We start from the raw sequence: 18,035 nt of genomic DNA, 5'->3' as shown, positions 1-18,035 counted from the left end.
GTAGAAAAGGCGCCGTTACCTGTAAAGGTAGCGGCGCCTTTTTTGTGCGCGTGAATAAGGATTGTGAAAGAGGAAGATTCTCCCGGGCTAGGGGCGAGCCAACAATTCCCGAAAACAGTCGAGCATGGCAGTCGCATCTGGCCGCTGACCGGTGAAGAGTTCAAAGGCGGCGACCGCTTGGCCCACGGCCATCTCCCCACCGGGCACGACGGTCGCACCCTGCGCTCGAGCGGTGGTTATCAAAGGGGTCTCCATGGGGAGGTAGATGACGTCAGCGACCCAGTGGTGGGAACCGATGAGACCGGTCGGGATAGGGGAGCCGGGGTGGTGATGCATCCCGATCGGGGTAGCATTGACGATTCCCTGAGCGGTGAGAACTTGGGATTCGACGTCCTGCGGGGCGAGCTTGCGGACGTTCCCGGCGGGGAATGCGCGCGCGATCCGATTGACCGCCTCGTCGGCTTTGGCTTGGTCGGGGTCAAAGATGAGCAGTTCCTCGGCCCCGCAGGTCATCAGCGCGTGAGCCGTGGCGGCACCTGCCCCGCCCGCGCCGAGCTGCACCACGCGTCCGAGGGGACGCCCCGCCAAGCCCGACTTAAGGCCCGCCCGAAACCCGATGTGGTCGGTGTTGTAACCGTGAATGACGCCGTCACGTAACACGACGGTGTTCACCGCTCCCAGGCTCAGGGCGTCCTCACTCACCACGTCGAGGTAATCCATGACGAGCTGCTTGCAGGGATGCGTGACATTGAAGCCGTTGAACCCGAGCTCAAATCCACGCTCCAGCAGCTCCCCGCATTCCTCGGCTGTGTAGGCCGAGTGGTTGGGGCCCAAGCTGTCGATGTCGAGGGGCCGGTAGAGCAACCGTATCCCCAGAAGTTCAGCGGCCCGTTCGTGCATCGGCGGGGTGAATGAACCGGTGATACCGCTCCCGATGAGCCCTAACAGGAACGATTCGGATACCAATGACAAGAGAACCTCCTAGTCGGCTCAAAGTATGCGAGCGAGAAAGCATTTTTCGTGTTCTCGTCTGATCGCGAAAGCTGGAAATCGTGACAACGAAGAGAAGCAATATACGAGTGTATAAATGTGGACAACCCCTTCCTCGTAGATGCAAGGCCCCCTGGTTAAAGTATTGCTGGGGCAGAGCAGAGCCCCTTTTCGCACACCTTAATCTTTGGGGGATTCTACATGGCCTCGCATCGGAGTGCCTCTCGTGCTCGCCACGCGGCAGACCGTTCCACACGATCCGATTTCTGGGGATCTTTGAAGACCAAACGCGCGCTGTCTATCTCGGCCGCCGCTTTGCTCTCCTGTTCGTTGGCGGTGGGTATCGGCAACCAAGCAACCGGTTCACTGGTAGAAGGAACTGCCGCAGCAGCAGAACCCCAAGAACCCTATCTGGTGGGCGCCGGTGTCGGCGATATCACCGGGGAACCCGCTGAAGTGGGTTTCATGGGGTACGGTGACTCGAGCCAAAAGGGCTCTGGCCTTATGAACCGCCAGTACGCTCGTGCGTTCGAGATCCAGGATCGTGCCACCGGAAAATCAAACTTGATTGTGGTGCTCGATCAGCTCACCGGCACGGAGAGTGTGCGCGAAGAAATCCTGAAGCAGGTGCGGGCAAAGTACGGCGATGCGTACGGCGAGTCGAATATTATGATCACCGCCAACCATACCCACGCTACTCCGGGTGGAGTGACCCGTTATTCCCTGTATAACGTCACCACCCTCGGCTGGCATAAAGACACGTTCAACGCCACGGTCAACGGCGCGATGAAAGCAATCGACGCCGCACATGCCGACCTCGCTCCTGGGTCGTTGAAGATCTCGCAGTCGAAGGTCACCAACGTGGGTGTCAACCGCTCGATGACCGCATTGAACAATGATCCGGCCGAGCTGAAGAATGAACTGGTCGACGGCGTTGACCCGACTAACGTGACCCTGCGGTTGGAGCGCGGGGGGAAGACGCACGCGCTTATCAACTGGTACGCGATTCACCCGACCTCCCTACCGACGACGAACACTCTGGTTTCTTCCGATAACAAGGGTTACGCGCAATGGCTGTTGGAGCACGAGGACCACGGGATCGACCGGAACCAGGGCACCGGTGATGGTTTTGTGGCGGCTTTCGCCAACTCTAATACCGGCGACGTCAGCCCCAACACCGCTCTGAAACCCGGCACCGGCCCCACCAACGACCCCTTCACCAATATGAAGATCCAGGGTACGAAGCAGGCCGATGCCGTCCGCGACCACCTGGCGACTTCCGGTGAGGCGGTTTCCGGTGGTCTGGACTCTGCCATCCAGTACAACGATTTTTCGCGTATTTCCGTATCCCCGGAGTTCTCCGGCACTGGGCAATGGGAGCGCACCTGCGATGCTTCCTTGGGCCAGTCCTTCGCTGCGGGATCGGTTGAGGACGGCGGTGGCGGTTTGCCCACCTTTGGTGAGGGTGTAGGCGCCGACCCGTTCTTCAACGCCTTAGCGACGGCGTCCTATAACGTATCGCCGTCCTTGAAGGCCTGCCAGTACCCCAAGGACAACCTGTTGGCCGTAGGTGCTTTCGACGCTGTGCAAGAGAAGTTGCCGGTGCAGATTATGCGTTTTGGCGATTACTACATTCTGGGTATGCCCGGTGAGATGACCGGTGCCGCGGGCGTGCAATACCGCAAAGACGCCGCCAAGCTCTTCGGTGTAGATGAATCCCACATTATCCTCCAGGGATACAGCAATGCCTACGCGCACTATGTGACGACTCCCGAGGAATACGACTCCCAACAGTATGAAGGTGGTGCTACGCCGTTCGGTCGGTACACTCACCCTGCCTTCCGTCAGGTTCTGAAGACGGTCGGCACCAGCATGCGAGATGGCAAAGATCTGCCGCTAGGGGAGAAGGCCCCGTTGCAATCGGTCGTCAACAGCGCGCAGGGTAAGGTGCTCTATGATCTCCCCGGTGTGGGCCGATCCTATGGCGACCAGGTAACCGCTCCGGTAAACACCGCCCGTGGTGGCACGGTGAATGCCGAGTTCGTGGGTGCTCACCCCAACAACAACATGCATCACGAGGGCACGTACCTGGAGGTTCAGCGGCAAACCGATCAGGGGTGGGAATATGTCACCGGTGATAACGATCCGGAGACCAGTTTTAACTGGAAGCGCCGTTTGGCCGCACAGTCTCGGGTGACGTTGAAGTGGAACGTCCCTCAGGACGCTCCTGCCGGCACCTATCGTTTTGTCTACCACGGGAACGCTAAGGATGGTTCGGGACGTATCACCCCCTTCACGGGTTACAGCTCATCGTTTACCGTTCAGTAGGCTTAAGTGAGTGATATCTCCACCGCACCCGCCCTTTTCCGCCAGAATAGGGGCGGGTGCGGGTAGATTAAGGCTCAGGTAACCGATATAGTTCTATACGAAGTACTTAGCTTCAGTGCATGAATGCATCGGTGAATGCATTTTTAGTCGGCGCAATCCAGCGTTGAACGGCAAGGCTAAGGGGCTTCGAATCAATGGCAGTATGGATACAGTCCTTTGGTGTTGATCAATTTTGATCTGACTCCTAAATGCCATTTTTACGCATGCCCAGAACCTTTTCCCTCCCAGCGCTGTCTAAGAACGCGATATATCGCAGACTTCGCCGCACAGATGCATCATCTACATATCTGTAGCTGAGGCATGAAGACGTAGGGTCGAAAACCTTCGGCCCGATGATCAGGAGAAATAGTGCCTACAATTCAGCAGTTGGTCCGTAAGGGCCGTACTCCTAAGGTCGTAAAGACCAAGGCGCCCGCTCTTAAGGGCAGCCCCATGAAGCGTGGCGTGTGCACCCGTGTGTACACCACCACCCCGAAGAAGCCGAACTCGGCGTTGCGTAAGGTAGCTCGTGTAAAGCTCAACGGTGGCGTGGAAGTTACCGCTTACATTCCCGGTGAAGGTCACAACCTTCAGGAACACTCCATCGTGCTGGTGCGCGGTGGTCGTGTGAAGGACCTCCCCGGTGTCCGTTACAAGATCGTTCGTGGTGCTCTGGATACCCAGGGTGTTAAGGGACGCGGCCAGGCTCGCTCCCGCTACGGCGCTAAGAAGGAGAAGAAGTAATGCCTCGTAAGGGTCCCGCACCCAAGCGCCCCCTCGTTAACGATCCCGTTTACGGTTCGGCGCTGGTAACTCAGCTCATCAACAAGGTTCTCCAGGACGGCAAGAAGTCCACCGCAGAGCGCATCGTTTACGGTGCACTCGAAGGTGTGGCTCAGAAGACCGGTTCGGAGCCCGTAGCAACCCTCAAAAAGGCGATGGAAAACGTCAAGCCTTCCCTCGAGGTTCGCTCACGTCGCGTCGGTGGCGCAACCTACCAGGTTCCTGTTGAGGTTCGTTCCGGCCGTGCAACCGCTCTGGCTCTTCGCTGGCTCGTTGGCTTCTCGAAGCTACGCCGCGAAAAGACCATGACTGAGCGTCTGATGAACGAGATCTTGGATGCCTCCAATGGTCTCGGTGCCGCTGTGAAGCGTCGCGAAGACACTCACAAAATGGCAGAATCCAACAAGGCTTTTGCTCACTACCGCTGGTAATTCTTCGAAGAGCCTGTCAGGCATGTTTCTCACTGCCTGGCAGGCTTTCGGAGTATCTCACAAAGGGAGACTCTCGTGGCACAAGACGTGCTGACTAACCTCAAGCAGGTTCGCAACATTGGCATTATGGCGCACATCGACGCCGGCAAGACCACCACTACCGAACGTATTCTGTTCTACACCGGTATCAATCACAAGATCGGTGAGACTCACGACGGCGCATCCACCATGGACTGGATGGCTCAGGAGCAGGAACGCGGCATCACCATTACCTCCGCTGCAACCACCTGCTTCTGGAAGAACAACCAGATCAACATCATCGACACCCCGGGCCACGTTGACTTCACCGTTGAGGTTGAGCGTTCGCTGCGCGTCCTCGACGGCGCAGTTGCCGTCTTCGACGGTAAGGAAGGCGTTGAGCCTCAGTCTGAGACCGTGTGGCGCCAGGCTGACAAGTACGAAGTTCCCCGCATCTGCTTCGTCAACAAGATGGACAAGCTGGGTGCAGACTTCTACTACACCGTCGACACTATCGTGAAGCGTCTTGGTGCAACCCCTCTCGTGATGCAGCTCCCCATCGGTGCTGAGAGCGACTTCGTGGGTGTTGTTGACCTGTTGACCATGCAGGCATTCGTCTGGCCTGGCGACGCCAAAGGCGACGTGACCATGGGTGCCTCCTACGAGACCCGTGAGATCCCTGCTGAGCTTCAGGAAAAGGCTGAGCAGTACCGCGCAGAGCTCGTGGAGGCCGTTGCAGAGTCTTCTGAGGAACTCATGGAGAAGTACCTCGAAGGCGAAGAACTGACCATCGAGGAACTGCAGGCCGGCATCCGCAAGCTCACCGTGAACAACGAGGCCTACCCGGTCTTCTGTGGTTCTGCATTCAAGAACCGCGGTGTGCAGCCCATGCTGGACGCTGTGATCTCTTACCTGCCTTCTCCGCTGGACGTGCCCCCGATGATCGGTCACGACCCCAAGGACGAAGAGAAGGAACTGACCCGCAAGCCTTCCTCGGACGAGCCTTTCTCCGCTCTCGCGTTCAAGGTTGCAGCTCACCCGTTCTACGGCCAGCTGACCTACATCCGCGTGTACTCCGGTAAGGCCAAGCAAGGCGAGCAGGTCCAGAACTCGACCAAGGGCAAGAAGGAGCGCATCGGTAAGCTGTTCCAGATGCACTCCAACAAGGAGAACCCGGTTGAAGAGATTCAGGCTGGTCACATCTACGCGGCTATCGGTCTGAAGGACACCACCACCGGTGACACCCTGTGCGATGCCGCTAACCCCATCGTGCTGGAATCGATGACCTTCCCGGCTCCCGTGATCTTCGTGGCTATTGAGCCCAAGACCAAAGGTGACCAGGAGAAGATGTCGACCGCTATCCAGAAGCTCTCCGCTGAGGACCCGACCTTCACCGTTTCGCTGAACGAAGAAACCGGTCAGACCGAAATCGGTGGTATGGGCGAGTTGCACCTCGACATCATCGTTGACCGCATGAAGCGCGAATTCAAGGTTGAGGCTAACGTTGGTAAGCCCCAGGTTGCTTACCGCGAGACCATCAAGAAGACCGTGGAGAAGGTCGACTACACCCACAAGAAGCAGACCGGTGGTTCCGGCCAGTTCGCAAAGGTGCAGGTCACTTTCGAGCCGATCTCGCTGGATTCGGAAGAGCTCTACGAGTTCGACAACGCCGTGACCGGTGGTCGCGTGCCCCGCGAGTACATCCCCTCCGTGGATGCTGGTATCCAGGACGCTATGCAGCTGGGTATCCTCGCCGGTTACCCGGTCGTGGGTGTTAAGGCAACCCTGATCGACGGTGCTTACCACGATGTTGACTCGTCTGAAATGGCGTTCAAGATCGCCGGTTCGATGGTCTTCCGTGAGGGTGCAAAGCGCGCTAACCCCGTGCTGCTTGAACCGCTTATGGCGGTTGAGGTTCGTACCCCCGAGGAGTACATGGGCGACGTCATCGGTGATCTGAACTCTCGCCGTGGTCAGATCCAGTCGATGGAAGACGCAGCTGGTGTGAAGATCGTTCACGCAAGCGTGCCTCTGTCGGAGATGTTCGGTTACATCGGTGACCTGCGTTCGAAGACCCAGGGTCGCGCAGTATACTCGATGACCTTCGATAGCTACTCTGAGGTCCCGAAGGCTGTTGCCGATGAGATCATCCAGAAGAGCCGCGGCGAGTAATTTCGCCTCAGCGCCTCACCTTGGGTGAGGCGCGTCTCACCACTCTAAAAATTAATCCGCGAAATCATGCATTGGTTTCAACTCGCCGGTGTAATCCGCTAATGTAGACGCTAGACCGTTTTCTAACGGATTGCGCCGGCGAGGAATCGCTGAGTGCATGCTTTCAAATTCGTTCTAGGAGGAACACCCTTGGCTAAGGCTAAGTTCGAGCGCTCCAAGCCTCACGTAAACGTTGGTACCATCGGTCACGTTGACCACGGTAAGACCACTCTGACCGCTGCAATCTCCAAGGTTCTGGCAGACAAGTACCCCGAACTCAACGAGCAGCGTGACTTCGGTATGATCGACTCCGCTCCCGAGGAGCGCCAGCGCGGTATTACCATTAACATTGCTCACATTGAGTACCAGACCGAGAAGCGTCACTACGCACACGTTGACGCTCCCGGCCACGCCGACTACGTCAAGAACATGATCACCGGTGCGGCTCAGATGGACGGTGCAATCCTCGTGGTTGCAGCTACCGACGGCCCCATGGCTCAGACCCGTGAGCACGTTCTGCTGGCTCGCCAGGTTGGCGTTCCCACCCTGCTCGTGGCTCTGAACAAGTCCGACATGGTTGAGGACGAAGAGCTCCTCGACCTGGTTGAGATGGAAGTTCGCGACCTGCTCTCCTCGCAGGAGTTCGACGGTGACGAGGCTCCCGTGATCCGCGTTTCCGCTCTGAAGGCTCTGGAAGGCGACGCTGAATGGGTTGCTAAGATCGAAGAGCTCATGGAAGCTGTCGACACCTACATCCCGGATCCGGTTCGCGAAACCGACAAGCCCTTCCTCATGCCCATCGAGGACGTCTTCACCATCACCGGTCGCGGTACCGTTGTGACCGGTCGTGCAGAGCGCGGTACCCTCGCTATCAACTCTGAGGTTGAGATCGTTGGTATCCGTCCCATCCAGAAGACCACCGTTACCGGTATCGAGATGTTCCACAAGCAGCTCGACGAAGCATGGGCAGGCGAGAACTGTGGTCTGCTGCTTCGCGGTCTGAAGCGCGACGACGTTGAGCGTGGTCAGGTTGTTGTGGCTCCCGGCTCCATCACCCCCCACACCGACTTCGAGGCTAACGTCTACATCCTTTCCAAGGATGAGGGCGGCCGCCACAACCCCTTCTACTCGAACTACCGTCCTCAGTTCTACTTCCGTACCACTGACGTGACCGGTGTTATTACCCTTCCCGAGGGCACCGAAATGGTTATGCCCGGCGACAACACTGAGATGACCGTTGAGCTCATCCAGCCCATCGCAATGGAAGAGGGCCTCGGCTTCGCAATCCGCGAAGGTGGCCGCACCGTTGGTTCGGGTCGCGTTACCAAGATCATCAAGTAGTAACTTGGTGAGGGTATAACTACCCGGTAACCTGCACTAGCAGAAATCTTCAGAAGATCCCCGCAACTGAAGTTGCGGGGATCTTCTGTATGGGGGTTTTATCCCCCAGGAGATGGGCATGAGCGCAAGACTCAGGCACCTTTCCGCACCCTGTGCGTAAGACAGCACGTTCATAAAAAAGGATCCACTCTTATGGCACGATCTCTAGCCACTCCTAAGCAAGCATCTTTCAGCGTTATCGCGGTGACTTCAATGATGCTCTTCTCCATGTTTTTTGGAGCCGGAAACCTAATCTTCCCCCCGATGCTTGGAGTTCAAGCAGGCGAGAACTTTATACCCGCAATCGCCGGTTTCATCACTACCGGCGTCCTGTTGCCTGCCTTGGCCGTTATCGCTATCGCTCTATCCGGCAATGATATGCGGGCACTGACCATGCGAGGCGGAAAAATTTTCGGATTGATCTTCCCCGTCCTTGTTTACCTGTCGATCGGTGTGTTTTACGCTCTGCCGCGAACTGCTGCCGTCAGCTTTTCCACCATCATCACCCCCAATTTTGGATGGGATGGCATCGGAGCACGCATTCTCTTCTCGTTGGCGTTCTTCGTCATTGCGTTGGCGCTCTCCTTCGAACCCTCCGGAATTGTCGACAAACTGGGTAAGTACCTGACCCCCTTGCTCCTCATTCTTTTGGTCTTGCTGATTGCCATTGCCGCCTTCAACTTCGAGCCCGGTGCCAACCACGCACAGAAGACCTATGTGGATTCTCCCTTTGTGACCGGATTCGTTGAGGGCTACCTGACCATGGACTCGCTGGCTGGATTGGCCTTCGGCATCATGTGTGTTAATGCCGTTCGTGAAAAGGGGATTATGGGCAAGACTGAGGTAGTCAAAGCAATCATTCTCTCCGCCGTCGCCGCGTGTATGATTCTCGGTGGTATCTATCTTGGTTTAGGTGTTTTGGGCAACGGCACCGTGAACGGCGCAGGTTTTGCAGATGGTGCGATCTTGTTGGCTACCGTGTCTGGCCAGCTGATGGGACCTGCCGGCGCCGTCGTCTTCGGACTCATCGTATTTCTGGCATGTATGTCGACTGCAGTGGGTCTCATGGGTTCGGCCGCGGAATACTTTAACGCCACCGTTCCGAAGATTTCCTACAAGGTATGGCTCGTGATCATTTCATTCGTCGGGTTCCTCGTGTCGATTAGTAGCCTGGAAACTATTCTGGCTATTGCCGGCCCGATCATCGGTTTGTTATACCCCTCGGCCATTACCCTGATCTTCCTGGCGATTCTGCAAAACTTTGTGGCTCGCCGTTTGGATATGACCTTTAAGCTTGCGCTCATCGTGTCTATGATCTGGGCGTTGTTGATGTGCTTGGATTCTTTGGGGTGGGGGAGCGCTGTCATCGCCCCGATGATTTCTTGGGCCCCCGGTTACCAGGAGCAACTGAGCTGGACTCTGCCCACCCTGGTTGCGGCGGGAATTGGCGCCGCCATCGATTTTTCCCACAAGGTGCCGCTGGCAAAAAATGAAAATCACGATGAGGTACTAGCTTCAACTAACTAAGAGTTAGCAGCCATCATGAGGGGGGCCGGTTATTCAACCGGCCCCCAAACGTGTCTCTTACCACGACCGAGAAAATTCTCTTGCGTAGGTATCTGCGACATGGCAAGATAGAACACGTTGTTCAAGCGCATATCGCTTTAAGTTCACGAAATCGTTGAAGTGAAAACAGCTGATATGCCCAAATATGACCCGGTTCCGACAGATCAAGGGTGTTGTGCGCTCAGCATTGCGACACGCCCGAGTTCGGGGGTCGGTGCCTAGGCAGGTTGAGGAACCCTGAATACTCAGGATTCAGCTTGCACTGGGCGGCGCGAAAAAACGCAAGTTTTTTACCTTAAGCGCCATATAAGGGGCATCCGCCCCGTTACAGGGAAGTACTTCTAGAAAGAGAGTCCGACAGATGGCGGGACAGAAAATCCGCATCCGTCTGAAGTCTTACGACCACGAGGTCATTGATTCTTCAGCTCGGAAAATCGTTGAGACAGTAACGCGCGCCGGTGCGACCGTAGTCGGTCCCGTGCCGCTGCCTACTGAAAAGAACGTTTACTGCGTTATCCGTTCACCTCACAAGTACAAGGACAGCCGCGAGCACTTCGAAATGCGCACGCACAAGCGTCTGATCGACGTCGTTGATCCGACCCCTAAGGCTGTTGATGCCCTCATGCGTCTCGACCTTCCGGCAGACGTGAACATCGAAATCAAGCTGTAGAGGATCGCATCTAAATGACTAACAAATTCGAGCGCCAGGTGAAGGGCCTGCTGGGCACCAAGCTTGGCATGACCCAGGTCTGGGACGAGAACGGCAAGTTCGTGCCCGTTACCGTTGTCAAGGCCGATTCCAACGTCGTCACCCAGCTGCGCACCAATGAAACTGATGGCTACCAGGCCGTTCAGATCGGTTTCGGTTCCATCGATTCTCGCAAGGTAACCAAGCCCCTGGCTGGCCACTTCGAGAAGGCAGGCGTTACCCCTCGCCGTCACCTCGTCGAAATCCGCACCTCTGACGCTGCAGAGTACTCCCTGGGACAGGAACTGTCCGTAGAGCTCTTCGAAGCAGGTCAGAAGGTTGACGTAGTCGGCAAGACCAAGGGTAAGGGCTTCGCAGGCGTCATGAAGCGTCACGGCTTTGCCGGCGTTGGCGCATCGCACGGTGCACACAAGAATCACCGTAAGCCCGGTTCCATCGGTGGCGCATCCTACCCCGCACGTGTGTTCAAGGGTATGCGTATGGCTGGCCGTATGGGCAACAACCGTCACACCACCATGAACCTGACTATCCAGGGTGTAGACACCGAAAACAACGTTCTGCTGATCAAGGGTGCAATCCCCGGTCCTAAGGGCGGCGTTGTTCTGGTTCGCACCGCTGTGAAGGGAGCCTAACTCTAATGGCTGTCAAGACTGTCCAGGTAGACCTGCCTGCTGAACTGTTCGACGCTCAGGCTTCGGTGCCGCTGTTGCACCAGGTCGTCGTCGCTCAGCTTGCTGCAGCACGTCAGGGTACCCACAAGACCAAGAACCGCGGCGAAGTTTCCGGTGCAGGTCGCAAGCCCTTCAAGCAGAAGGGAACCGGTCGCGCCCGTCAGGGTTCGATCCGTGCGCCTCACATGACCGGTGGTGGCGTTGTACACGGCCCCACCCCGCGTAACTACGCTCAGCGCACCCCCAAGAAGATGATCGCAGCTGCGCTGCGCGGTGCTCTTTCTGACCGTGCACGCCACGGCCGCATCCACGTTGTTGAGAACCTGGTTGAAGGCACCAAGCCCTCCACCAAGGCTTTCAAGGAATCGCTTGCAACCATCACCGAGCGCAAGAACGTGCTCGTAGTGATCGACCGCAAGGAAGACACCGTGGCGCTGTCGGCTCGCAACCTGCAGAACGTCCACGTCCTCTACGCTGACCAGCTGAACACCTACGATGTTCTGGTCTCTGACGACGTAGTCTTCACCCAGGATGCATACGACGTTTTCGTCGCAGTTGCTTCTAAGGCTAAGAAGGAGGCCGCTAAGTAATGAGCGTCTCTATCAACAAGGATCCCCGCGACGTGATCATTGCTCCCGTCGTGTCGGAAAAGAGCTACGGTCAGCTCGACGAAGGTAAGTACACCTTCATCGTTGCTCCTAACTCGAACAAGCTGGAAATCAAGCAGGCAGTCGAAGCAATCTTCGACGTCAAGGTTGCTTCCGTCAACACCGCTAACCGTCAGGGCAAGCGCAAGCGCACTCGCTTTGGCTGGGGTGCTCGCAAGAACACCAAGCGCGCGATCGTGACCCTCAAAGAAGGCACCATCGACCTCTTCGGCGGTCCGCAGGCATAATCCTGCGGAGACCACTTTAGCGAAGGAAAGAAATACTAAATGGGTATTCGTAAGCACAAGCCGACGACCCCGGGTCGCCGCGGTTCGAGCGTTTCCGACTTCACCGAAGTCACCCGCTCGACCCCGGAGAAGTCCCTGGTTCGTCCGCTTCCCAAGAAGGGTGGCCGTAACAACACCGGCCGCATTACCACTCGCCACAAGGGTGGTGGACACAAGCGTCAGTACCGTCTGATCGACTTCCGTCGTCACGACAAGGACGGCGTGGACGCACGCGTTGCGCACATCGAGTACGACCCGAACCGTACCGCACGCATCGCACTGCTTCACTACGTAGACGGCACCAAGCGTTACATCGTTGCTCCCAACAAGCTCAAGCAGGGCGACATCGTGGAGTCCGGTCCCTCGGCGGATATCAAGCCCGGCAACAACCTGCCGTTGCGCAACATCCCCGTCGGTACCATCATCCACGCAGTCGAGCTGCGCCCCGGTGGCGGAGCAAAGATGGGCCGCTCCGCAGGCGCATCCATCCAGCTCGTTGCAAAGGAAGGCAAGTACGCCCAGCTGCGTCTGCCCTCCGGCGAAATCCGCAACGTTGACGTTCGTTGCCGCGCAACCATCGGTTCCGTTGGTAACGCTGAGCAGTCGAACATCAACTGGGGCAAGGCAGGCCGTAACCGTTGGAAGGGCATTCGCCCGACCGTTCGTGGTGTTGTGATGAACCCTGTTGATCACCCCCACGGTGGTGGTGAGGGTAAGACCTCCGGTGGTCGTCACCCCGTCAACCCCAACGGCAAGCCCGAAGGACGCACCCGTCGTCCGAACAAGGAAAGCGACAAGCTCATCGTTCGTCGCCGTCGTACTGGCAAGAAGCGCTAAGGAGCCTGACACATGCCTCGTAGTTTGAAGAAGGGCCCTTTCGTTGATCAGCACCTTTTCCTGAAGGTTGCAGCTCAGAACGAGAAGGGTACCAAGAACGTAATCAAGACTTGGTCCCGCCGCTCGATGATTATCCCCGACATGCTGGGACACACCATCGCAGTGCACGACGGACGCAAGCACGTACCCGTGTTCATCACTGAGTCGATGGTCGGCCACAAGCTCGGCGAGTTTGCACCGACCCGCACTTTCCGTGGCCACGTGAAGGACGACCGTAAGGGCAAGCGTCGCTAATTTCGGTTTTCCCGAACTTAGAACGTTTCTCCTTTCGGCTACAAGACGAAAGAAAGATAGGCAATGGAAGCTAAGGCATCAGCGCGCTATGTACGCGTCACGCCTATGAAGGCACGCCGAGTCGTCAACCTGATCCGTGGTAAGCAGGCGGAAGAGGCTCTGGCAATCCTGAAGTTCGCCCCGCAGGCAGCTTCGGAACCGGTTTACAAGATCGTTGCATCTGCTGTTGCAAACGCTCGCCAGAAGGCAAGCACCTCCGGTGTTTCCTTCAAGGAAGAAGAGCTTTTCATCAGCGAAGCATATGTGGATGAAGGACCCACCATGAAGCGTTTCCAGCCTCGTGCACAGGGTCGCGCATTCCGCATCAACAAGCGCACCAGCCACATCACCGTGGCAGTGGCTACCCCGGAGAAGGAGGAGGACCGCTAAATGGGTCAGAAAATTAACCCCAACGGTTTCCGACTTGGCATCACCACCGGACACGTTTCAAAGTGGTTCGCAGATTCCAACAAGGAAGGCGAACGCTACAAGGACTTCGTCCGCGAAGACGTCAAGATCCGCGAGCTCCTCTCTCAGGGCATGGAGCGCGCAGGCATCGCCAAGGTAGAGATCGAGCGTACCCGCGATCGCGTTCGTGTGGACATCCACACCGCGCGTCCCGGTATCGTGATCGGCCGCCGCGGCGCCGAAGCTGACCGCATCCGCGGTGAGCTCGAGAAGCTGACCAACAAGCAGATCCAGCTGAACATCCTTGAGGTTGCTCAGCCCGACCTGTCCGCTCAGCTCGTGGCACAGGGCATTGCCGAGCAGCTCGCTTCGCGCGTTGCTTTCCGCCGCGCCATGAAGAAGGCAATTCAGTCTGCACAGCGTGCCGGCGCAAAGGGTATCCGTATCCAGTGCTCCGGTCGTTTGGGCGGCGCTGAAATGTCCCGTTCCGAGTTCTACCGCGAAGGCCGTGTGCCCCTGCACACCCTGCGTGCGAACATCGACTACGGTTTCTTCGAAGCAAAGACCACTTTCGGCCGTATCGGCGTGAAGGTCTGGATCTACAAGGGTGACCTCACCGACAAGGAGCTTGCTGCTCAGCAGGCTGCTCAGGGTAACCGTCGTGGCGGCCGTGGTGGCCGTGACGGTGACCGCCGTCGTGGAGGCAACCGTGGTCCTCGCCGCGAACGCCGCAACGAGAACGCTTCGGCAAACACCGAAGCCAAGACTGCAGAAAACGGTGAGGCATAAATGCTTATTCCCCGTCGAGTAAAGTACCGCAAGCAGCACCACCCCAAGCGCACCGGTTACGCCAAGGGCGGCACCGAGGTTAGCTTCGGCGAGTGGGGTGTGCAGGCTCTTTCGCCCGCATACGTAACCAACCGCCAGATTGAGGCTGCACGTATTGCAATGACCCGTCACATCAAGCGTGGCGGTAAGGTTTGGATCAACATTTATCCGGACCGCCCGCTGACCAAGAAGCCTGCTGAAACCCGTATGGGTTCCGGTAAGGGTTCGCCCGAGTGGTGGGTCGCAAACGTCAAGCCCGGCCGAGTCATGTTTGAACTCTCCGGCGTATCCGAGGAAGTGGCTCGCGAGGCATTGCGTCTGGCGATCCACAAGCTCCCGATGAAGGCACGCATTGTGCGCCGTGAAGGTGGTGAGTAAGCGAAATGGCAGTTGGATCAAAGGATCTGAGCATCGACAAGCTCGTTGAGCTGAACGATGAGGCTCTGGCAGAAGAGCTGCGTAAGTCGAAGGAGGAGCTTTTCAACCTCCGCTTCCAGGCAGCCACCGGTCAGCTTGAAAATCCCGGACGTATCCGCTCCGTCAAGCGCGATATTGCACGTATTTACACCGTGCTTCGTGAACGTGAGCTCGGTATTCGTCCCGCAACCGAAGGTGAAGCCAAGTGAGTGAAGTAAAGACTGAAGAGCGCGGCTACCGCAAGACTCGCCGCGGTTACGTTGTTTCCGACAAGATGGACAAGACCGTAACCGTTGAGGTCGAGGATCGCGTCAAGCACGCACTGTACGGCAAGGTGATGCGTCGCAGCTCCAAGATCAAGGCACACGACGAGCAGAACACTGCTGGCGTTGGCGACTTGGTTTTGTTGGCTGAGACCCGCCCGCTGTCCGCTTCTAAGCGGTGGCGCGTAGTGGAGATCATCGAGAAGGCTAAGTAAGTCTTTCGAGTCTCGACTCATCACAGAGCACCGGCCCCTTTCCCGATCATCGGGAGAGGGGCCGGTGTGTTATTAGCCATAAAGACCGTTTAACTGGGTAAATAACTGGTAAAGTTGTGGTTCTGTGCATGCATAGCGTGCACACAAACCACGGACACTTCGTGCCAAAGCATAATGCCGCGCATAGCGGGGATTCCCGCGCCCACGCGGGTCAAATGTTCCTGGCATGCAGTTAGTCCTAGGCGTATCCGCCAACCCGCTGTCCATTAGACGGTGGGACCGGTGCGTCAACATCCCGTAAAAATGTTCCGCAAGGCTGGCCCACAACATACCGTGCGGTCGGAACCGGCGAGACGACAGGAGAAATATGATTCAGCAGGAGTCTCGACTCAAGGTCGCTGACAACACCGGTGCGAAGGAAATCCTGACCATCCGTGTTCTCGGTGGATCTTCACGTCGTTACGCAGGCATTGGCGACATCATCGTCGCAACCGTCAAGGATGCAATTCCCGGCGGTACCGTCAAGAAGGGCGACGTCGTTAAGGCCGTTGTCGTTCGCACTAAGAAGGAAACCCGTCGTCCGGACGGCTCCTACATCAAGTTTGATGAGAACTCTGCAGTGATCATCAAAAACACCGATGGTGACCCCCGCGGCACCCGTATCTTCGGACCCGTTGGTCGTGAACTTCGCGACAAGCGCTTCATGAAGATCATTTCACTTGCTCCGGAGGTGCTCTAACTCATGGCTAAGATCAAGTCAGGTGACCTGGTTCAGGTTATTTCGGGTGCAGATAAGGGCAAGCAGGGCAAGGTTCTGCGTGTCTTCCCGAAGACCAACCGCGTGCTGGTAGAAGGCGTCAAGATCGTCACCAAGCACACCAAGGCAAACCCGATGACCGGCGCAGGCGGAGGCATTCAGAAGGTTGAGGCCCCGATCCACATCTCGAACGTGGCAATCGTCGACCCTGAGACCAAGAAGCCCACTCGCGTTGGCTACCGCCTCGAGACTGTAGAGCGCAATGGCAAGACCCGCACTGTGCGTGTTCGCTTTGCCAAGAGCTCGGGTAAGGACATCTAATGACCGAGACCAAGATTACCCCTCGTTTCAAGACCAAGTTCAACGAAGAGGTTGCCCCGGCGCTGCAGGAGCAGTTCAACTACTCCAACAAGATGCAGGCTCCGAAGATCGTCAAGGTTGTTGTCAACATGGGTGTCGGCGAAGCAGCTCGCGATGCCAAGCTCATGGACGGCGCTATCCGCGACCTCACCGCAATCACCGGTCAGAAGCCCGTTGTGAACCGCGCTAAAAAGTCCATCGCACAGTTCAAGTTGCGCGAAGGTCAGCCCATCGGTGCACACGTAACCCTGCGCGGTGACCGTATGTGGGAGTTCCTGGATCGTCTGATCACCCTGGCGCTGCCCCGTATCCGCGACTTCCGCGGACTTTCGGACCGCCAGTTCGACGGCAACGGTAACTACACCTTCGGTTTGACAGAGCAGTCCATGTTCCACGAAATCGATCAGGACTCGATCGACCGCGTGCGTGGTATGGACATCACCGTGGTAACCACCGCTTCTACCGACGATGAAGGCCGCGCGCTGCTCAAGGCACTCGGCTTCCCGTTCAAGACTAAGTAACGACTACGTTGCAGGTCCCTCCCGCTGAACTAGCAGGGTGAGGAAACCGCAACGAGGAAGGGCAAGAGCCCACCATGACTATGACAGATCCTGTCGCAGATATGCTGACCCGTTTGCGTAACGCAAACTCGGCACATCACGACACCGTGTCTATGCCTTACTCCAAGCTCAAGGGACGCATCGCTGAGATCCTGAAGGCTGAAGGTTACATCGCCGATTTCAAAGAAGAGGACGCCAAGGTCGGTAAGACCCTGACCCTCGAACTGAAGTTCGGTCCCCAGCGTGAGCGCTCCATCGTTGGCGTTCGCCGTATTTCCAAGCCGGGTCTGCGTGTATACGCAAAGTCCACCAACCTGCCCCTCGTGCACGGTGGCCTCGGTATCGCAATCCTGTCCACCTCTTCAGGTCTGCTCACCAACAAGCAGGCTGCGAAGAAGGGTGTGGGCGGCGAAGTCGTCGCTTACATCTGGTAGTCGGTAAGAAGAGAAAGGAAGAGCAAATGTCACGTATTGGACGTCTCCCCATCTCGGTTCCTGCCGGCGTTGAGGTAAAGATTGACGGCAACGTCGTTTCCGTGAAGGGTCCCAAGGGCGAACTGTCCCGCGAGATCTCTCCCGTGATCACCGTTGCACAGGAAGACGGAGTTATCACCGTTTCCCGCCCGAACGATGAGCGCGAATCCCGCTCGTTGCATGGCCTGACCCGCACCTTGATCAACAACATGATCATTGGTGTCACCGAGGGCTACACCAAGAAGCTCGAAATCGTTGGTACCGGTTACCGCGTGATGGCAAAGGGCTCCGACCTCGAGTTTGCTCTGGGTTACTCCCACCCGGTTTCGGTGAAGGCTCCCGAGGGAATCACCTTCACCGTTGAGGGCGCCAACAAGGTGTCTGTCTCCGGTATCAGCAAGCAGCAGGTTGGCCAGGTTGCCGCAAACATCCGTGGTCTCCGCAAGCCCGATCCCTACAAGGGCAAGGGTGTTCGTTACGAAGGCGAGCATATCCGCCGCAAGGTCGGAAAGGCTGGTAAGTAA

Annotated in this window: 23 protein-coding genes; 22 read left to right on the top strand and 1 reads right to left on the bottom strand. The window is 57.3% G+C overall.

The genetic code is table 11. The annotated features are described in order from the left end of the window. Nucleotides 1-87: 87 nt before the first annotated feature. A complete protein-coding gene (locus VVR12_RS04530; protein WP_368549991.1) occupies nucleotides 88-972 on the bottom strand; it encodes a shikimate dehydrogenase in 885 nt (294 codons plus the stop codon). Nucleotides 973-1,191: 219 nt separating this feature from the next. Here VVR12_RS04530 and VVR12_RS04525 point away from each other — a divergent pair, with 219 nt between their 5' ends. The 22 genes from VVR12_RS04525 (at nucleotide 1,192) to rplF (ending at nucleotide 18,035) form a co-directional block, all read left to right on the top strand. Beyond that, nucleotides 1,192-3,318, top strand: coding sequence for a neutral/alkaline ceramidase (locus tag VVR12_RS04525; RefSeq protein ID WP_368549990.1), 2,127 nt, complete (start codon nucleotides 1,192-1,194; stop codon nucleotides 3,316-3,318). A gap of 408 nt (nucleotides 3,319-3,726) precedes the next feature. Beyond that, nucleotides 3,727-4,101 (top strand): 30S ribosomal protein S12, encoded by a 375-nt coding sequence (gene rpsL, locus VVR12_RS04520; protein ID WP_168614562.1) that lies wholly within the window; start codon nucleotides 3,727-3,729, stop codon nucleotides 4,099-4,101. After that, the gene (gene rpsG, locus VVR12_RS04515) at nucleotides 4,101-4,571 is read left to right on the top strand and encodes a 30S ribosomal protein S7 (RefSeq protein ID WP_368549989.1); all 471 of its coding nucleotides are present in this window, start codon (nucleotides 4,101-4,103) and stop codon (nucleotides 4,569-4,571) included. Before rpsL ends, rpsG begins: the two co-directional genes overlap by 1 nt. 75 nt (nucleotides 4,572-4,646) lie before the next feature. After that, complete coding sequence (gene fusA, locus VVR12_RS04510; RefSeq protein WP_368549988.1) at nucleotides 4,647-6,761, top strand: elongation factor G; 2,115 nt, start codon at nucleotides 4,647-4,649, stop codon at nucleotides 6,759-6,761. Nucleotides 6,762-6,950: 189 nt separating this feature from the next. Then, nucleotides 6,951-8,141, top strand: a complete 1,191-nt coding sequence (gene tuf / locus VVR12_RS04505) for an elongation factor Tu (protein WP_368549987.1) — start codon at nucleotides 6,951-6,953, stop codon at nucleotides 8,139-8,141. Nucleotides 8,142-8,333: 192 nt separating this feature from the next. After that, nucleotides 8,334-9,707 (top strand): branched-chain amino acid transport system II carrier protein, encoded by a 1,374-nt coding sequence (brnQ, locus tag VVR12_RS04500; RefSeq protein ID WP_368549986.1) that lies wholly within the window; start codon nucleotides 8,334-8,336, stop codon nucleotides 9,705-9,707. A 400-nt stretch (nucleotides 9,708-10,107) separates the two neighbouring features. Further along, entirely contained in the window at nucleotides 10,108-10,416 is a 309-nt protein-coding gene (gene rpsJ / locus VVR12_RS04495; protein WP_068169589.1) for a 30S ribosomal protein S10, read from the top strand. 14 nt (nucleotides 10,417-10,430) lie between these two features. Beyond that, nucleotides 10,431-11,087, top strand: a complete 657-nt coding sequence (gene rplC, locus VVR12_RS04490) for a 50S ribosomal protein L3 (protein WP_368549985.1) — start codon at nucleotides 10,431-10,433, stop codon at nucleotides 11,085-11,087. A gap of 5 nt (nucleotides 11,088-11,092) precedes the next feature. Further along, complete coding sequence (rplD, locus tag VVR12_RS04485; RefSeq protein WP_368549984.1) at nucleotides 11,093-11,716, top strand: 50S ribosomal protein L4; 624 nt, start codon at nucleotides 11,093-11,095, stop codon at nucleotides 11,714-11,716. Continuing rightward, complete coding sequence (gene rplW / locus VVR12_RS04480) at nucleotides 11,716-12,021, top strand: 50S ribosomal protein L23 (RefSeq protein ID WP_368549983.1); 306 nt, start codon at nucleotides 11,716-11,718, stop codon at nucleotides 12,019-12,021. Before rplD ends, rplW begins: the two co-directional genes overlap by 1 nt. A gap of 39 nt (nucleotides 12,022-12,060) precedes the next feature. Beyond that, nucleotides 12,061-12,897 carry a 50S ribosomal protein L2 gene (gene rplB / locus VVR12_RS04475; protein WP_368549982.1) on the top strand — a complete coding sequence of 279 codons (837 nt, stop codon included), beginning with the start codon at nucleotides 12,061-12,063 and terminating at the stop codon, nucleotides 12,895-12,897. Between the two features lie 12 nt (nucleotides 12,898-12,909). After that, nucleotides 12,910-13,191, top strand: a complete 282-nt coding sequence (gene rpsS / locus VVR12_RS04470) for a 30S ribosomal protein S19 (protein WP_168614572.1) — start codon at nucleotides 12,910-12,912, stop codon at nucleotides 13,189-13,191. A gap of 63 nt (nucleotides 13,192-13,254) precedes the next feature. Further along, nucleotides 13,255-13,620: a 50S ribosomal protein L22 gene (gene rplV, locus VVR12_RS04465; protein WP_368549981.1), complete on the top strand. Its 366-nt coding sequence runs from the start codon at nucleotides 13,255-13,257 to the stop codon at nucleotides 13,618-13,620. Then, entirely contained in the window at nucleotides 13,621-14,427 is an 807-nt protein-coding gene (rpsC, locus tag VVR12_RS04460; RefSeq protein ID WP_368549980.1) for a 30S ribosomal protein S3, read from the top strand. Beyond that, nucleotides 14,428-14,844: a 50S ribosomal protein L16 gene (gene rplP / locus VVR12_RS04455; RefSeq protein ID WP_368549979.1), complete on the top strand. Its 417-nt coding sequence runs from the start codon at nucleotides 14,428-14,430 to the stop codon at nucleotides 14,842-14,844. 5 nt (nucleotides 14,845-14,849) lie between these two features. Further along, on the top strand, nucleotides 14,850-15,092 hold the full coding sequence (gene rpmC / locus VVR12_RS04450) for a 50S ribosomal protein L29 (protein ID WP_368549978.1): 243 nt from the start codon (nucleotides 14,850-14,852) through the stop codon (nucleotides 15,090-15,092). Next, nucleotides 15,089-15,361: a 30S ribosomal protein S17 gene (gene rpsQ / locus VVR12_RS04445; protein WP_368549977.1), complete on the top strand. Its 273-nt coding sequence runs from the start codon at nucleotides 15,089-15,091 to the stop codon at nucleotides 15,359-15,361. The genes rpmC and rpsQ overlap by 4 nt, the downstream gene beginning before the upstream one ends. Nucleotides 15,362-15,728: 367 nt before the next feature. Continuing rightward, nucleotides 15,729-16,100 (top strand): 50S ribosomal protein L14, encoded by a 372-nt coding sequence (rplN, locus tag VVR12_RS04440; RefSeq protein ID WP_368549976.1) that lies wholly within the window; start codon nucleotides 15,729-15,731, stop codon nucleotides 16,098-16,100. Nucleotides 16,101-16,103: 3 nt separating this feature from the next. After that, entirely contained in the window at nucleotides 16,104-16,439 is a 336-nt protein-coding gene (gene rplX, locus VVR12_RS04435; RefSeq protein ID WP_368549975.1) for a 50S ribosomal protein L24, read from the top strand. Next, the gene (rplE, locus tag VVR12_RS04430; protein WP_368549974.1) at nucleotides 16,439-16,999 is read left to right on the top strand and encodes a 50S ribosomal protein L5; all 561 of its coding nucleotides are present in this window, start codon (nucleotides 16,439-16,441) and stop codon (nucleotides 16,997-16,999) included. Before rplX ends, rplE begins: the two co-directional genes overlap by 1 nt. 74 nt (nucleotides 17,000-17,073) lie before the next feature. Beyond that, nucleotides 17,074-17,472, top strand: a complete 399-nt coding sequence (gene rpsH / locus VVR12_RS04425) for a 30S ribosomal protein S8 (protein WP_368549973.1) — start codon at nucleotides 17,074-17,076, stop codon at nucleotides 17,470-17,472. 26 nt (nucleotides 17,473-17,498) lie between these two features. Continuing rightward, entirely contained in the window at nucleotides 17,499-18,035 is a 537-nt protein-coding gene (gene rplF / locus VVR12_RS04420) for a 50S ribosomal protein L6 (RefSeq protein ID WP_368549972.1), read from the top strand.

It is taken from the genome of Rothia sp. LK2588 (genome assembly GCF_040946465.1).
Lineage (GTDB): Bacteria > Actinomycetota > Actinomycetes > Actinomycetales > Micrococcaceae > Rothia.
The sequence above is the reverse complement of the archived record's forward strand: the minus strand, read 5'-3'. Positions and strand labels throughout refer to the sequence as shown.